Origin of the sequence: Plantactinospora solaniradicis (assembly GCF_042658085.1) — a bacterium.
Taxonomy (GTDB): domain Bacteria; phylum Actinomycetota; class Actinomycetes; order Mycobacteriales; family Micromonosporaceae; genus Plantactinospora; species Plantactinospora solaniradicis.
The window spans coordinates 249,820-266,001 of sequence record NZ_JBHSPR010000010.1 but is presented as its reverse complement, the minus strand read 5'-3'; the positions used below and the strand labels follow the sequence as shown (position 1 = coordinate 266,001).

At 72.1% G+C, this 16,182-nt stretch carries 14 protein-coding genes; 12 read left to right on the top strand and 2 right to left on the bottom strand.

Annotated features, from left to right (window positions below; all coding sequences use genetic code 11):
* Nucleotides 1-261 precede the first annotated feature (261 nt).
* The 3 genes from ACFP2T_RS13715 to ACFP2T_RS13705 all read left to right on the top strand — a co-directional run bounded on the left by ACFP2T_RS13715 (nt 262) and on the right by ACFP2T_RS13705 (nt 3,788).
* The gene (locus ACFP2T_RS13715; protein ID WP_377421389.1) at nt 262-1,614 is read left to right on the top strand and encodes a hemolysin family protein; all 1,353 of its coding nucleotides are present in this window, start codon (nt 262-264) and stop codon (nt 1,612-1,614) included.
* On the top strand, nt 1,611-2,675 hold the full coding sequence (locus tag ACFP2T_RS13710) for a hemolysin family protein (RefSeq protein ID WP_377421387.1): 1,065 nt from the start codon (nt 1,611-1,613) through the stop codon (nt 2,673-2,675). The genes ACFP2T_RS13715 and ACFP2T_RS13710 overlap by 4 nt, the downstream gene beginning before the upstream one ends.
* Nucleotides 2,676-2,780: 105 nt before the next feature.
* Complete coding sequence (locus ACFP2T_RS13705) at nt 2,781-3,788, top strand: sporulation protein (RefSeq protein WP_377421385.1); 1,008 nt, start codon at nt 2,781-2,783, stop codon at nt 3,786-3,788.
* A gap of 79 nt (nt 3,789-3,867) precedes the next feature.
* Here the strand turns inward: ACFP2T_RS13705 and leuE are convergent, their stop codons facing one another.
* Together leuE and ACFP2T_RS13695 are read right to left on the bottom strand one after the other, a co-directional pair.
* On the bottom strand, nt 3,868-4,554 hold the full coding sequence (leuE, locus tag ACFP2T_RS13700) for a leucine efflux protein LeuE (RefSeq protein WP_377421383.1): 687 nt from the start codon (nt 4,552-4,554) through the stop codon (nt 3,868-3,870).
* Between the two features lie 7 nt (nt 4,555-4,561).
* Nucleotides 4,562-5,809: a bifunctional pyridoxamine 5'-phosphate oxidase family protein/GNAT family N-acetyltransferase gene (locus tag ACFP2T_RS13695; RefSeq protein WP_377421381.1), complete on the bottom strand. Its 1,248-nt coding sequence runs from the start codon at nt 5,807-5,809 to the stop codon at nt 4,562-4,564.
* A 39-nt stretch (nt 5,810-5,848) separates the two neighbouring features.
* On the opposite strand from ACFP2T_RS13695, the gene ACFP2T_RS13690 reads away from it, so the two are divergent.
* The 9 genes from ACFP2T_RS13690 (at nt 5,849) to rny (ending at nt 16,087) form a co-directional block, all read left to right on the top strand.
* Complete coding sequence (locus ACFP2T_RS13690; RefSeq protein ID WP_377421379.1) at nt 5,849-7,189, top strand: aminotransferase class I/II-fold pyridoxal phosphate-dependent enzyme; 1,341 nt, start codon at nt 5,849-5,851, stop codon at nt 7,187-7,189.
* 29 nt (nt 7,190-7,218) lie between these two features.
* Nucleotides 7,219-7,917: a UdgX family uracil-DNA binding protein gene (locus tag ACFP2T_RS13685; protein WP_377421377.1), complete on the top strand. Its 699-nt coding sequence runs from the start codon at nt 7,219-7,221 to the stop codon at nt 7,915-7,917.
* 140 nt (nt 7,918-8,057) lie between these two features.
* Nucleotides 8,058-9,200, top strand: a complete 1,143-nt coding sequence (locus ACFP2T_RS13680) for an acyl-CoA dehydrogenase family protein (protein ID WP_377421375.1) — start codon at nt 8,058-8,060, stop codon at nt 9,198-9,200.
* A gap of 90 nt (nt 9,201-9,290) precedes the next feature.
* Nucleotides 9,291-10,724, top strand: coding sequence for an MFS transporter (locus ACFP2T_RS13675; RefSeq protein WP_377421373.1), 1,434 nt, complete (start codon nt 9,291-9,293; stop codon nt 10,722-10,724).
* Between the two features lie 61 nt (nt 10,725-10,785).
* Entirely contained in the window at nt 10,786-10,986 is a 201-nt protein-coding gene (locus tag ACFP2T_RS13670; protein ID WP_377421371.1) for a DUF3046 domain-containing protein, read from the top strand.
* Between the two features lie 226 nt (nt 10,987-11,212).
* Nucleotides 11,213-12,259: a recombinase RecA gene (gene recA, locus ACFP2T_RS13665; protein WP_377422796.1), complete on the top strand. Its 1,047-nt coding sequence runs from the start codon at nt 11,213-11,215 to the stop codon at nt 12,257-12,259.
* Between the two features lie 23 nt (nt 12,260-12,282).
* Nucleotides 12,283-13,011 carry a regulatory protein RecX gene (locus ACFP2T_RS13660; RefSeq protein WP_377421369.1) on the top strand — a complete coding sequence of 243 codons (729 nt, stop codon included), beginning with the start codon at nt 12,283-12,285 and terminating at the stop codon, nt 13,009-13,011.
* An 84-nt stretch (nt 13,012-13,095) separates the two neighbouring features.
* Complete coding sequence (locus ACFP2T_RS13655; protein ID WP_377421367.1) at nt 13,096-13,602, top strand: tetratricopeptide repeat protein; 507 nt, start codon at nt 13,096-13,098, stop codon at nt 13,600-13,602.
* A gap of 775 nt (nt 13,603-14,377) precedes the next feature.
* Nucleotides 14,378-16,087 (top strand): ribonuclease Y, encoded by a 1,710-nt coding sequence (gene rny, locus ACFP2T_RS13650; protein ID WP_377422793.1) that lies wholly within the window; start codon nt 14,378-14,380, stop codon nt 16,085-16,087.
* Nucleotides 16,088-16,182: the final 95 nt, after the last annotated feature.

Genomic DNA, 16,182 nt, shown 5'->3' with positions numbered 1-16,182 from the left:
CCGCCCGGGACACGGTTCCCTACCCGGTCACCGGCCCCGGAAACGGTTTCGGCTCCGGGTGGCCGACCTTCGCGCAGGCGCCGGGAGCCGGCGGCCGGAAGCCTGGCGGCGGGGAGCGGTGGTTGTCCGGGCAGGGAACAACGGGCCTGGATAAGATGGTCGGGTGATCGACTCAACTGCCCAGGAGGGCAGCTGTAGCCAGCCGGGTCAGACCCGGCAACCATCGCACCAGTCGCGACAACGGGGAGCGCTGAGCCACCCGTGTTGATCGCGCTCGGTCTTCTTCTGATCATCGTGCTCACCGCGGCGACGGGCTACTTCGTCGCCCAGGAATTCGGCTATGTCGCCGTGGACCGGGGCAAACTCCGCCAGCTCGCCGAGGACGGCGACATCGCCGCCCAGCGCGCCCTCACGGTCACCGGACGCCTCTCCTTCATGCTCTCCGGCGCCCAGCTCGGGATCACCGTCACCGCGCTGCTCGTCGGTTACGTCGCCGAGCCGTTCCTGGGCGACGGGCTGGCCGAGCTGCTCGGGGTGGCGGGGGTCTCGGCGGCGGTCAGCACCCCGGTCTCGGTCGCGCTGGCTCTGGTGATCGCCACCGTCGTACAGATGGTCTTCGGCGAGCTGGCCCCGAAGAACCTCGCCATCGTCCGGGCCGAGCCGTTGGCCCGGGCACTCAGCCGCTCGACCCTGATCTACCTCGCCGTCGCCGGTCCGGTGATCCGGCTGTTCGACGTCGCCGCCACCCGGCTGCTGCGCCGGTTCGGCATCGAACCCGTGGAGGAACTGCCGAGCGGGGCGACGCCGGAGGACCTGGAGCAGATCATCGCCGAGTCGCGCGAGGAGGGGCAGCTCGACGCGGAGATGTCCATCCTGCTGGACCGGGGTCTCGACTTCCGGCAGCTCACCGCCGCCGAGGCCATGGTGCCCCGGGTGGACGTGCACACCGTACGCGCCGACGAACCGGTCAGCCGACTGGTCGAGCTGCTGGACACCGGGCACTCACGTTTCCCGGTCCGGGGCGCGGAGGGGGTGGACGACCTGATCGGCGTGGTCGGCATCGCCGACGTGCTGGGGGTGCCGGCGGCCGAGCGGGCGACCACCCCGGTCGAGGCGGTGGCCGTACCCCCGCTGCTGGTGCCGGCCACGTTGCCGCTGCCGACGGTGCTGGACCGGTTGCGTGCCGGGCACCGCCAGCTCGCCTGCGTGGTCGACGAGTACGGCGGGTTCGCCGGCGTGATCACGCTGGAGGACATCGCCGAGGAACTGGTCGGGCCGATCCGGGACGAGGACGATCCGCCGGAGCGGGCCCCGATCCGCCAGGCCGACGGCTCCTGGGTCGTGCCGGCCCGGTGGCGGATCGACGAGGTCGCCGACAGCACCGGCATCACCCTGCCCGAGGCGCCCGAGTACGACACCCTGTCCGGACTGGTGATGCGGGAACTCGGTCGGGTGCCCGAGGTCGGCGACCGGTTGGAGATCCGGTTGTCCTCGGAGGGGGACGGCGAGCACCAGGAGTCGCTGCCCCGGGCCCACGTCGAGGTGCTGGCGGTAGACCGGCACGTCGCCGACTCCGTCCGCCTCCGGGTGCTGGCCAACGAGGCCGCGTCATGAGTACGACGTGGGCGTTGCTGATCTCCCTGTTGCTGCTCGCGCTCAACGGCTTCTTCGTGGCCGCCGAGTTCGCCCTGCTGGCGAGCAAGCGCTACCGGTTGGAGCAGGCCGCCGCCTCCGGCGGTCGGGCCGCCCGGGCGGCGCTGGACGGGGTCCGGGAGCTGACCCTGATGCTGGCCGGTGCCCAGCTCGGCATCACGGTCTGCACGCTGGGGCTCGGTGCGCTCGCCGAACCCGCCATCGAGCACCTGTTCAGCCCGGTGCTGCACGCGGTGGGCCTGCCGAACACGGCCAGCCACGTCATCGCCCTGCTGCTCGCGCTCGGAATCGTGACCTTCCTGCACCTGGTGGTCGGCGAGATGGCTCCCAAGTCGTGGGCGATCACCGATCCGGAGCGGTCCGCGCTGCTGCTCGCCCTGCCGTTCCGGGCCTTCGCCCGGGTCGCCCGGCCGGTGCTGGCCGCGCTCAACGGGCTGGCCAACGTCACGCTGCGGCTGGCCCGGGTGGATCCCGAGGAGCAGTTGGCGCAGGCGCACGGGCCGGAGGAACTGCGGATGCTGTTGCAGCAGTCCCGCGAGCACGGTCTGCTCGCCGCCGACCAGCACGAGATGCTGACCAGCATGCTGTCGCTCCAGGGCACCACTGTCGCCCAGGTGATGGAGCCGGTGGAGACGATCGTGTCGGTACGCCTGGACGACTCCGCCGAGCGGATCGAGGAGGTCTGCCGGTCCAGCGGCCGGTCCCGGCTGGCCGTCTTCGACCATCCGGGCGAGGTGGCCGGAGTGGTGCACGTCCGGGAGGCGGTCCGGATCACCACCGCCGGCCGTACGGCGACGGCCCGGGATCTGATGACCACCCCGTTCACCCTCGCGGCGACGGCGACGGTCACCGAGGCGGTCGCCGCGATGCGTGCCGACCAGGCGCAGTTGGCCCTGGTCAGCAACGGTGCCGGCACCCGTCGGCCGATCGGGTTCGTCGCCCTGGAGGACCTGCTCGAGGAGGTCATCGGGGAGTTCGACGACGAGACCGATCCGGTGCCACGGGGGCGGCGACTGCGCTGAGCGGTGCCACCGGGGGGTGGCGGCTGCGCAAAGCGGTGCCACGGGGGTGGTGCCCGTACGGCCGGCGGGGGGTCCGGGCGCTCGGGTGCGGAAGGGACGGCGGCGGTGGGCTTCGGAAAGCTCCTGCCCGGCTCGGGCGTGAGTGTGCGGACCGCGCTGCCCAATCCGAGCACCCGGCCGGGGCTGACCCTGCCGGGTCGGGTCGCCGTCACCGCCGGCCGATCCGGGGTGACGGTCGACAGGTTGACACTCGGCCTGGTCACCCGGGTCGAGCCGGCGGACGGTTCGGCCGAGTACGTACCGGTGGAGTTCCATCGGGTGCCCGTCACCGGGCCGTTCGGGCTGGATCCTGACGAGTGCCGGACCGTCGACTTCGGCGTACCGGTGCCCTGGGAGACCCCGGTGACGGTGGTCAACGGGGAGTGCCTGCTCAACCTGAGGATGGGCTTGCGGACCGAGGTCGCGGTCAGTCCGCTGCTGGACCGGGGCGACCTGCGCCCGGTGTACGTGCATCCGCTGCCGGCCCAGGAGGGCGTACTCGCCACGCTGACCGGGCTGGGTTTCCAGTTGCGCCAGGTCGGACTGCTCGCCGGTCGGCTGCCCGGAGTGGACCAGCGACTGCCCTTCCACCAGAAGATCGGCTTCTGGGCGGCGCCGCTGTACGGTGGCCCGTTCAGCGAACTCGAGGTGAGCTTCTTCGCCGATCCACTCGGGGTGGAGGTCGTCTTCGCGCTGGACCGTCGGATCGCGCTCGCCGGAGCCGGCCACGTCAGCCTCAGCCGGTTCCGGGTAGCGCACCAGGGCGCCGCCGAACTCGACTGGACGAGCGTGCTGGACGGCTGGATCCGGTACGCGGTCCAGCGGCATGCCGCGCTGGCCTCCGGCCTTCCGGTCCGGACAACCCGCCGCGACCCGTCCCCACGCCACCCCCCGCCCCCGCCCAGTACCGATCCACTACACCCCGGCCCCTCCGGCACCAACACCCCGGACAGCAACCCACCCGGCGCCGAACCATCCGGACACGCCTCCGGCGACGCGTCCGCACCCGACCGAGGCCCGCGGCAGGCCGACAGCGGCGGGGGCGGCATCGGCGGCGGTGGCGGCGGAACCTGACGGTAAGGAAGGGCCCCTTCTTATCGCTTTCTGTAGAACAAGGGCCCCCTTCTAACGCCTGACGCCGACGCCCGACGCCTCAGCCGACGGTGGCGGTGGCCAGTTTGAGGCTGAAGCCGAGGAAGAGGGCGCCGATACCGGTGGCCACGCCGGCGGTCAGCCGCCGCCGAGCGCGGAACTGGGCCGCCAGGTAGGTGCCGGCGAAGATCAGCGTGGTCAGGTAGAGCGCGCTGGTGACCTGGACGATCAGGCCGAGCAGCAGGAACGACAACGCCGGGTGCGGATATGCCGGGTCGACGAACTGGATGAAGAAGGAGATGAAGAACAGGATCGCCTTCGGGTTCAGCAGGCTGATCGCCGCCGCCCGCCGGAACGGCCGGTCGGCCGCGTCCACGCGCACCTCCACCGGCCGAGTGCCGGCCGGCGGGATGCCGGCCGGGCGCGGCGCCGCCGGGTCGTTCCGGGTACGCCAGCGCCGCCACGCCCCACGCAGCATGCTCAGCCCGAGATAACCGAGGTACGCCGCACCGGCGTACTTGATCACCATGAAGATCGGCGGGTGCGCCGTGAGCAGCGACGCCACCCCGGCGGCGGAGAGTGCCATCAGCACGGCGTCGCCGACGAACACCCCGGCGGCGGCGCGGTAGCCCGTCCGTACCCCGGTCTTGGCGGCCGTGGTGAGCACGAAGAGTGAGTTGGGTCCGGGCAGCAGGATGATGGCCACGGTGCCCAGCAGGTACGTCCAGATGTCGGTGATCCCCAGCACGCCTGGATCATCGCCCGGCCGGGACCGCCGAACGAAGCGATTTCCGCAGCTGAAGCTGTGCTTCCGGCCACTCGTCGGCGATCATCGCGTACTGCACGGTGTCCCGCCACGAGCCGTCCGGACGCTGCCGGTGGCGTCGGAGGACCGCCTCGCGCCGGGCGCCGAGCCGTTCGATGGCCCGCTGTGAACGCTCGTTGCGGATGTCGGTGTGCCAGACCACCCGCTCTGCGCCCAACTCCTCGAAGGCCCGGGTCAGCAGCATCAGCTTGGCCTCGGTGTTGACCCCGGTACGCCACCAGCGGCGTCCCAGGAAGGTGTGTCCGATCGCGACCCTGCGATGCTGCGGGTTGACCTCGTAGTAGGAGGTGGTGCCGATCACCTCTCCGGTACCGGCGTCGAGTTGTACCCAGGGCACCCGCTCGCCCTGCCAGCCGGCGTCGAGCGCCGCCCGGACCAGGTCGGCGACGTCGTCCGGGGTGGTCGGCGGCGCGACGCTCAGGTGTTGCCAGACCTCGGGATCGCGGGTGGCCGCCCAGAGCCCGTCGACGTGCGACTCGGCGAGTGGCTCGAGCCGGACGTGGGCGCCGGCCATCGGTGCCGGGGTGTGCCAGGGGGTCAGTTCCGGACGCAGGTGGTCGGGCAATGGCGCGGTCACCCCGGCGTCCGGCTGCGGTCGGCCGGTGACCATCCGCAGGGGCAGTACGCCGGCCCAGTGCGGCAGGGCGAGGTCCTCCGGCTCCTCGCGTACGCCGCCGGTGCGGGTCCGGACCGAGACCTCGCGCAGCGGCAGTGCCAGTACGGCGGTTTCGGCGAGTTCCCGGCGGTGCGGTGGTCGACTGGCGCCGGATCGTCCCCGGCCGACCTTCTCTACCAGCGCGGTCAGCACGGCCGCCTTCTCCGCCTCGGCGGTGACCAGGTGGGCGCTGCCGTGCACCACCACGGAGCGGTAGTTGGCGCTGTGGTGGAACTGGGAGCGGGCGTAGACCAGGCCGTCGAGGTGGGTGACGGCGACACAGACCGGCAGTCCGGCGTCGCCCCGGGCGGCCAGCAGTGGCCGGCTGCCGGTGGAGCCGTGCAGGTAGAGCGTCTCGCCGATCCGCACGTGCAGGGTGGGTAGCACCCGGGGCTCGCCGTCGACGGTGAACCCGAGATGGCAGTGGTACGCCTCGTCGAGAAGCTCGTGTGCGCTGTTCCGGCGGTAGTCGGTCCGGCCCCGGTCGCGGGTGGCGGTGGTCCGGTGCGTCTGCTCGTACATCTGGCGTCCGCCTCTTTGTTATAGTACAATCCTTTAACTGTGACAGCACATTATCAGATCACCGGCACGACGGCAGCCGAGATTTTGGCGAGCATCGAGACCGGCGTCCGGTTGGGAGAGTTGCCCGCCGGGGCGGCGCTGCCCGCCGTCCGGGCCCTCGCCGACCAGCTCTCCGTCGCACCCGGGACGGTCGCCAAGGCGTACCAGGGGCTGCGCCAGCGTGGCGTGGTGGAGACCGCCGGCCGCAACGGCACCCGGGTCCGGCCCAAGCCACCGGTCACCGCCGGCCGCGCCGAACTGCGGCTGCCGACGCCACCCGGCGCGCTGGACCTCTCCGTCGGCCAACCCGATTCCCGGCTGCTGCCCCCGCTCGGACCCCACCTGGCCGCCCTGGCGTCCGTCGCCGGACCTCCGGTCAACTACAGCGGTGGCCGGGTACTACCGGAACTGGTCGACGCGGCGCGGGAGCGACTGTCCGCCGACGGCGTACCGGTGGAGGCGGTGACGGTGACCGGAGGGGCGTCGGACGCCATCGAGCGGCTGCTCGTCACCAACCTCCGCCCGGGCGACGCCGTCGCCGTCGAGGACCCGGGCTGGGCCAACACCATCGACCTGGTCGCCAGCCTCGGGCTGCGGGTGGTGCCGATGGCGGTGGACGACGCCGGCCCGACCCCGGCCGGGCTGCGCACCGCGCTGGCCGCCGGAGCCCAAGCCGTGCTGGTGACCAGCCGAGCCCACAATCCGACCGGAGCGGCGGTCACCGCGCAACGGGCAGCGGCGCTACGCGAGGTGCTGGGCCGACATCCCGACCTGCTGCTCGTCGAGGACGACCACGCCGCCGAGATCTCGGTGGAGCCCCTGCACTCCCTGGCCGGCGCGACCACGACCTGGGCCTTCGTCCGCTCGGCGAGCAAGCCGTACGGGCCGGACCTGCGGCTCGCCGTCCTCGCCGGTGACGAGGCCACGGTTGCCAGGGTCGCCGGGCGGCTGCGCGTCGGCTCCGGTTGGGTCTCCACCGTGCTGCAACGGCTGACCCTCTCCCTCTGGCGGGATCCGGCGGTCGCCGAACAGATCGCCCTGGCCCGGCGGAGCTACGCCGACCGGGTGGCCGCGCTCCGTACCGCGCTCGCCGAACGCGGGCTGACCGGGCACGGCCGGACCGGCATCAACGTCTGGCTGACGGTGCCGGACGAGACCCGGGCGGTCGCCATGCTGCGCGACGCCGGGTACGTGGTGGCGCCCGGTGCGCTCTTCCGGTTGAACAGCGGACCGGGAATCCGGATCACGGTCAGTCCGCTCGCCGAGCGGGACATCGAGCCGCTGGCCGACGCGGTGGCCCGGGCCGCCGCGTCCGCCACGCCGACCAGCCTCAGTGCGTGACGTCGGGGGTAGCGGGTAGAACATGCGCTATGCCTGAAACGGAGAGCGCGCCCGGAGCGCAGGAGTTCATCCCACCCGGCACCGACGGCCTGGCCGCACTGCGCGAGGCCGCCAGCGGCTGCCGTGGCTGTGAGCTGCACCGGGACGCCACCCAGACGGTCTTCGGCCGGGGTGACGAGCACGCCCGGGTGGTCTTCGTCGGCGAGCAGCCCGGCGACGTGGAGGACGTGCAGGGGCTGCCCTTCGTCGGTCCGGCCGGACACCTGTTGCGCCGGGCCGTGGACGAGGCCGGCATCGACCCGAAGCACCTCTACATCACGAACGCCGTCAAGCACTTCCGGTTCGAGATGCGGGGTAAGCGCCGGCTGCACAAGACCCCCGACCGGGTGCACATCGTCGCCTGCCGCCCCTGGCTGGTCGCCGAGTTCGCCCAACTGCACCCCGAGGTCGTGGTGGTGCTCGGCGCGACCGCCGCCAAGGCGCTGCTCGGCCCGTCGTTCCGGGTCACCCAGTCCCGGGGCGTCCTGCTGCCCTGGCCCGAGTCGGCCCAGCGACCGCAGGACTTCGCCAAGGTACCGGTCGGGCCGACCGGGCAGCGGGAGTCCGTCCCGCCGACCCAGCTCGTCGCCACCATCCATCCGTCGGCCGTGCTGCGCGCCGACGACCGCGACGCCGCCTATGCCGGCCTGGTCGCCGACCTCAAGGTGGTGGCCGGCGCGCTCGGCTGACCGGGGTACGCCCACCCGGCGCCGCCGCTCTCCGGCTGCTCGGTCCGCGGCTGCTCGGTGCCCCGCCCACGGTCACCGTCACGGGCCCCGGTGCTCTCCGAGGGTTGGGTTCGCCGGAGCCCACGGGCAGACTGACCGGCATGGAACAGCACCTCTACGAGCCGGTACACGACGAGTTCCGGGCGCTGTGCCGGGCGTTCCTGGCCCGCGAGGCGGTGCCGCACCACGAGCGGTGGGAGGCCGACGGCATCGTCGACCGGGAGGTCTGGCGCCGGGCCGGTGCCGCCGGGCTGCTGGGCATGGACGTTCCCGAGGAGTACGGCGGAGGCGGCCAACGGGACTTCCGGTTCAACGCGGTACTGGTGGAGGAGGTCGTCGCCGCCGGCTGTTCCGGCCTCGGGTTCGGGTTGCACAACGACGTGGTGGCGCCGTACCTGACCGACCTGGGCACCGAGGAGCAGCGTCGGCGCTGGCTGCCCGGGTTCTGCTCCGGCGACCTGGTCACCGCGATCGCGATGAGCGAGCCGGGTGCGGGTTCCGACCTGGCCGGGATCCGGACCACTGCGGTCCGGGACGGTGACGCGTACGTCCTCAACGGACAGAAGACGTTCATCACCAACGGTGAGCTGGCCGATCTGGTGGTGGTCGCGGTGTTGACCGCCGCCGACCGGGGTGCGCACGGGGTCAGCCTGGTCGTGGTCGAGCGGGGCACGCCCGGCTTCGCCCGGGGACGTCGGCTGGCCAAGGTCGGCCTGAAGGCCAACGACACCGCCGAGCTGTTCTTCGACGACTGCCGGGTGCCGGCGGAGAACCTGCTCGGGATCGAGAACAAAGGCTTCTACCACCTGATGGGCAACCTGCCCCGGGAGCGGCTCGGTATCGCGGTCGCGGCGGTCGCCGCCGCCGAACGACTGCTCGCGGTCACCGTCGAGTACGCCCGCTCGCGGCAGGCGTTCGGCCAGTCGATCGGGGCGTTCCAGCACAACCGCTTCCTACTCGCCGAGCTGGACACCGAGATCACCATCGCCCGTACCTTCCTGAACCACTGTGTCGCCGAGTTCGGTGCCGGGCGGCTGTCCGCCGTGGACGCGGCGAAGGTGAAGTGGTGGACCACCGAGTTGCAGAACCGGGTCGCCGACCGCTGCGTACAGCTGCACGGCGGGTACGGCTACATGCTGGAGTACCCGGTCGCCAAGGCCTGGCTGGACGGCCGGGTGCAGACCATCTACGGCGGCACCACCGAGATCATGAAGGAGATCATCGGCCGCGAACTGGGCCTGTAGAGCCCGATCGTGTTAGGAAGGGCCCCTTCCTATACAGGAAACGCTAGGAAGGGGCCCTTCCTAACAGGGCGGACACACGGGGAGCAGTCGATGGCGACAGAGTTGAGCACCGGAACGGTCGGACGGGCGACGGAGCCGGAACGGATCGACGTCGCCCGGATCCAGCGGCGCACCCTGTGGCTGCTCTGTCTCACCCAGGTCATCGGCGGCATCGGCATGACCATCGGGATGACCGTGGGCGTCCTGCTCGCCGCCCAGGTCGGCGGCACCGCCATCTCGGGACTCGCCCAGAGCGCGTCGGTGGTCGGCGGTGCACTGCTGGCCGTACCGGTGACCCGGATCATGCGGACCGGCGGGCGGCGCCCCGGGCTGGTCGCCGCGTACCTGACCGGTGCGGTGGGTGGGGTCCTGATCGTCGTCGCGGCGGTGACCGGCTGGGTTCCGCTGCTGTTCCTCGGCATGCTGCTCTTCGGCGGCGGCACCGCGGCCAACCTCCAGTCCCGGTACGCCGCGGTCGACCTGGCCGAGCCGAACCGGCGGGGCCGGCAGTTGTCGATGGTCGTCTGGGCCACCACGATCGGTGCGGTGACCGCGCCGAACCTCGCCGCACCGGCCGACGACGTGCTCGGCTGGACCGGGCTGCCGTTGCTGAGCGGCCCGTTCGTGTTCAGCGTGCTGGCGTTCGTGCTCGCCGCCGGCGTACTCCTGGTGCTGCTCCGTCCGGATCCGCTGCTGACCGCGCGCCGGCTCGGGGCCGAGCGGGCCGAGGCGTTGCCGGCCGAGCGGGCCGAGGCGTTGCGGGCCGAGGCGTTGCCGGCCGAGCCGGTCGCCGACGCCGTCGACACCACCGGCGGCGGCGCGGCGGCCGGTGCGGGCGCGACGTCCGCCCGTGGCGCGGCCCGGACCGTCGCTCGCGGCGACGGGCTCCGCGCGGCGCTCCGGGTGGTACGCGAGGTGCCGGCCGCCCGGCTCGGCATCTCCGCCGTCGCAATGGGCCACCTGGTGATGGTCGGGGTGATGGCGATGACCCCGGTGCACCTCGGCGAGTGGCACTCCGATGCCGACGTGCTGCGGGTCGTCGGCATCGTGCTGAGCCTGCACATCGCCGGCATGTTCGCGCTCTCCCCGGTGGTCGGCTGGCTGACGGACCGGTTCGGGCGGCGGCCCGTGATCCTGGGCGGGATCGGCACGCTGCTCGCCGCCTGCGCGGTCGCCGGGACCGCCGGACACAACACCGCACAGGTGTCGGTGGGGCTGACGCTGCTCGGCCTGGGCTGGTCCGGGACCATGGTGGCCGGCTCCACCCTGCTCTCCGAGTCGGTGTCGGCCGACGTCCGGCCCGCCGTCCAGGGGCTCTCCGACCTGACCATGGGGCTGGCCGGTGCGCTCGCCGGGGCACTGAGCGGGTTTGTCATCCAGTTGGCCGGCTATGCCGTGCTCAACCTGCTGGCCGCGGTCGCCGTCGTCCCGCTGGTGGCGCTAGCGTTGCGGACGGCGTCGCGGGAGGAGCGCGCCGGAGCGTGAGGCGCGCCCGACGGGGTGGACCCGGCTCGTCGATGGATGGGATGGGAAGGGAAGTGTCTCGGTGCGGCTGACGGATTTCTGGACGCGCCTGGAGCAGACGTTCGGCCCGGCGTACGCCGGCAGCCTCGCCGCCGACCAGGTGTTGCCGCAGTTGGGTGGCCGGACCATCCGGCAGGCCCTCGAAGCCGGCGAGGAGACGGTGGTGGTGTGGCGGGCGGTCTGCGCCGCGTACCCGGACCGGGTCCCCACTCGGCTGCGGTGAGCGGTAGGGTCCCTGTCGGGATCAACTCCATGGCGTGATCAACGAGGCACTTACGGTAGTTTGGCGTGTCGTGCGTTGAGTCGTACACCTGTTCGGCTATTGTCCACAGCAGGGCGCCCGTCCACGGGTCGTGGCCAGCCGGCTGTTTTCTGTCGGACCGAGCGCCTAGCGTGTCCGCGTGACGAAAAGCTCAGCGAAGATGCCGGCGAAGGCAGGGGTGGCGACGATGGCGGCAGGTCCTGACCGGGAGAAGGCACTCGACCTTGCTCTCGCTCAGATCGACAAGCAATTCGGCAAGGGCTCGGTGATGCGGCTGGGGGAGCGGCCGGTCATCCAGACTGCCGTGATTCCAACCGGTTCCATCGCACTCGACGTGGCGCTCGGTGTCGGCGGTCTGCCGCGCGGCCGGGTCGTCGAGGTGTACGGGCCGGAGAGCAGCGGTAAGACGACCGTGGCACTGCACGCGGTGGCGAACGCCCAGCGGGCCGGGGGGATCGCCGCGTTCATCGACGCCGAGCACGCCCTCGACCCGGAGTACGCGAAGGCACTGGGCGTGGACACCGACGCGATGCTGGTCTCGCAGCCGGACACCGGTGAGCAGGCGCTGGAGATCGCCGACATGCTGATCCGGTCCGGTGCGATCGACATCATCGTGATCGACTCGGTCGCGGCGCTGGTGCCGCGCGCCGAGATCGAGGGCGAGATGGGCGACAGCCACGTGGGCCTCCAGGCCCGGCTGATGAGCCAGGCGCTGCGGAAGATCACCGGTGTGCTCAGCAACACCGGTACCACCGCGATCTTCATCAACCAGCTCCGCGAGAAGATCGGTGTGATGTTCGGCAGCCCGGAGACCACCACCGGTGGGCGGGCGTTGAAGTTCTACGCCTCGGTCCGGCTCGACGTGCGACGCATCGAGAGCCTCAAGGACGGCACCGACGTGGTCGGCAACCGGACCCGGGTCAAGGTGGTCAAGAACAAGGTCGCCGCTCCCTTCAAGCAGGCCGAGTTCGACATCATGTACGGCAAGGGCATCTCCCGGGAGGGCTCGCTGATCGACGTCGGAGTTGAACAGTCGATCATCCGCAAGTCCGGCGCCTGGTACACCTACGACGGTGACCAGCTCGGCCAGGGCAAGGAGAAGGCCCGCGAGTTCCTGCGGGAGAACCCCGACGTGGCGGCCGAGATCGAGAAGAAGATCCTCGAAAAGCTCGGTGTCGGAGCGGGTGCATCCGATGCGGCCGGCGGCCCCGAGCTGCCGCCGGTGGATTTCTGACGGTCGACTGAGTCCACAGAGACGTGGCTGGACGACGTGGTGCCCGTACGGGCCGGGGCTGGGATGCCGCCCCGTCGGCCCGTACGGGCGGCAGTGGCACGGGCCGCTCGCGCCGGGGTAGCTCCGGAGTTCCGGACGGCCCGACCGGTCAGCGGTCCGACGTAGCGGGCCGACCGGCCGGCGAAACGACCGAGCCGGCGAAGCCGCGCGACGAGGCGGAGCTGGCTCGGGAGATCTGCCTGCGCCAGCTCGCCGGACGACCCCGGACCCGGGCCGAGCTGGCGGTGGCGCTGGCCCGGAAGGGCATCTCGGCGGAGACGGCGTCCCAGGTGCTGGACCGCTACGACGAGGTCGGCATGATCGACGACGCCGCCTTCGCCCGAGCCTGGGTCACCAGCCGTCATCAGGGCCGGGGGCTGGCCCGCCGGGCGCTCGCCAACGAGCTGCGCCAGCGCGGGGTGGACGCCGAGACCGCGGCCGAGGCGCTCGGTGAGTTGGACGAGACGGCCGAGGCCGAGACCGCCCGCCTGCTGGTCGACCGGAAGCTGCGTACCGCCACCGGCACCCCGGACGCGGTGTTCCGCCGCTTGGTCGGCATGCTCGCCCGCAAGGGTTACCCGGCCGGGGTGGCGGTCCGGGCGGTCAAGGACGCGCTCGCCGAGCGGGACGCCGAGGCGGCCGAGTTCGCCGAGTACGTCGACGCCGACGCACTGGCCGACGCCGAGACGGAGTTCGACCGGGACGGGCTCTGAGTGGAGCGGCCCCGAGCGGGTGGGCGTGACCGCCCGGGGGAGCGCCACTGATCAGCAGGTTCAGCCGCCGGTTAGGATCGCCCAGTGGATCAAGAGGGCTGGGAACGGCGGTTATCCGATGCCTGGGCATCGATCGACCAGCGGAGCGAGGCGGAGTTCCGGTCCCTGATCGAGGAACTCGTCGCCGAACTGCCCGACGGGAGTGCCATCGGCACCTACGAGCGGGCGTCCTCGTTCGACGCGACCGACCGGCCCGATCTCGCCGTACCGCTCTATCGGGAGGCGCTCGACCAGGGGCTGACCGGCGAGCGGCGGCGCTGTGCGGTGATTCAGCTGGCCAGCTCGCTGCGGAACCTCGGCCGGTCGGAGCAGAGCGTCGCGCTGCTCACCGCCGAACTGGAGGCCGGCTCCGACCACCTGGACGACGCGGTACGGGCCTTCCTGGCGCTCGCCCTGACGGACCTCGGGCGGGAGCGTGAGGCGGCGTCGCTCGCGCTCGCCACGTTGGCCCCGCACCTGTCCCGTTACCAGCGCTCGGTGGCCAACTACGCCGGGCTGCTCGTCGAGCCGCAGCCGCAGCCGCAGTCGTAGTCGTAGCGCGCGACTGAGGCGCCGCTCGGCGGGACGCCTGCTGGGAGCGCTTCCGTCGGCCACCTCGGTCTCCGTCACGGGCCACTCGGGACCAGGTCGGATTCCGGACTCGCCCCCTTATGCCCGGCACGTCATCAGCGCCACGTAAGCGTTCCGGTGCCCTACGTCAGGTGCCGCGCCGGATCATGAGTTTCTTGACCGAATGCCCCATCGCGACCTAGCCTCGCCTTAGACGAGTTTTCCCGACCATCGCAGGCTAAGCGCACAACATAGAACGCGTAACAGTACGGCATCACTTCGGCCAGTTTCATCGGCCAGATAAGCGGTTACCGAGCGGGCCGGCCCGGTGACCGCAGCACCACACCCGGTCGTCAGCGGTGTCCCCGGGGGCACTGCCGGGCGGCCGTACCCTCGGCCAGCCGCCTCGGTCGGGCGTCGTGACAGCCGTAGGGCGCGCGCCTCACCCACAGGCGCAGCCCCTCCGGCGCCGGACGGCAAAGGGGAGGCGGCCATGACCGAGCGGGCCAGGGACAGTAGCGGAGCCAGTGGCGTCGAGGCGCCGGCATGAGCGAGCGCAGCGAGCGAGTCAGCCCGCTCAGCGCCTGGACTCACGGCGGCGCCGAGCGCAGCGAGGTGACGGCGTGAGCGAGCGAATCGGGCTGCTCGGTGTCGGGCCTCGCGGCAGCGCCGAGCGCGGCGGGGTGACGGCGTGAGCACCCTCGAATGGGCTCTGCTGGCCGCGATCGTCGGATTGGCGGTGCTGGTGCTCGCCGCGATGGCGCTGGGCGCCCGCGCGCTCCGCCGGATCGGCACGGTGAGCACCGCACCGGCCGTGGACGACCCCGCGTTCGTCGCCGAGAAGGACCGGCAGGAACAGTCGCTGGCGGCGTTGCGGACCGCCGCCGACGAGGCGTCGTCGAGCGTCGACACCGCCAAGTCCGCAGCCGCGTCGGCTCGGGCGGACGCCGCCGCCGCGAAGGCCGAGGCGAGCGCCGCGCGAGCCGAGGCACAGCGGGTGCTGGACGCGGCCCGCGCCGAGGCGGACACGGTGCTGGACCGGGCGCACCGGCAGGCCGAGACCGATGCCGAGCAGGTACGCGCGGCGGCCCGGCGCAGCGGCGAGCGGGAGATCTCCCTGCTCGCCTCCACCACCCGGGAGCAGGCCGCCGAGGTCGAGCGGCGAGCCCAGCGGATGGACGAGCGGGAGCGGCTGCATACCGAGGAGGTGGAGCGGCTCGCCGAGCGGGAGCGCAGGTTGACCGCGGCGGCGGCCGAACTGGCGGCCCGGGAGGCTGGGTTGGTCACCCGGGAGGCGGCCCTGGCCGAGGCGGAGGAGCAGCAGAAGCGGGAACTGGAGCGGATCGCCGGCCTGACCGCCGACGCGGCCCGGGTCGAACTGGTCGACGCGATCGAGGGCCAGGCCAAGCGGGAGGCCGCGATCCTGGTCCGGGACATCGAGGCCGACGCCCGGAACACCGCCGACCAACGGGCCCGGCACATCGTGGTCGACGCCATCCAGCGGGTCGCCAGTGAGCAGACGGCGGAGAGTGTCGTCAGCGTGCTGCACCTGCCCGGCGACGAGATGAAGGGCCGGATCATCGGCCGCGAGGGGCGGAACATCCGGGCCTTCGAGTCGGTCACCGGAGTCAACCTGATCATCGACGACACCCCGGAAGCGGTGCTGCTGTCCTGCTTCGATCCGGTACGCCGGGAGATCGGCCGGTTGACGCTGGAGAAGCTGGTGCTCGACGGCCGGATCCATCCGCACCGGATCGAGGAGGTCTTCGAGACCGCCAAGCACGAGGTGGAGCGGCTCTGTCAGCGGGCCGCCGAGGACGCCCTGGTCGAGGTGGGCATCACCGAGATCCATCCGGAGATGGTGAGCCTGCTGGGGCGGTTGCGCTACCGGACGTCGTACGGGCAGAACGTGCTCAAGCACCTGGTGGAGACCGCGCACATTGCCGGGATCATGGCGGCCGAGCTGCGCCTCGACGCACCGACGATCAAGCGGTGCGCGTTCCTGCACGACATCGGCAAGGCGCTCACGCACGAGGTGGAGGGCAGCCACGCCCTCATCGGCGCCGACCTGGCCCGCAAGTACGGTGAGGCCGAGGAGGTCGTGCACGCCATCGAAGCGCATCACAACGAGGTGCAGCCGCAGACCATCGAGGCGGTGCTGACCCAGGCTTCGGACGCCTGTTCCGGCGGTCGGCCGGGCGCGCGGCGGGAGAGCCTGGAGGCGTACGTCAAGCGGCTGGAGCGGATCGAGGAGATCGCCGCCGGCAAGTCCGGCGTGGAGAAGGTCTTCGCGATGCAGGCCGGTCGGGAGATCCGGGTGATGGTCAAGCCGGACGACGTCGACGAGATCGGCGCCGCGGTGCTGGCCAGGGACGTGGCCAAGCAGATCGAGGAGGAGCTGACCTATCCGGGTCAGATCCGGGTCACCGTGGTACGCGAGTCCCGGGTCACCGAGATCGCCCGCTGACATCCCGCGCCGCACCGGATCGTCGTACCGGAAGCGGGAAGGGCGGAAGCGGCACTGGCGGCCGACCGGGCTCGCGTCGCGGCGAGCGGGTCGAC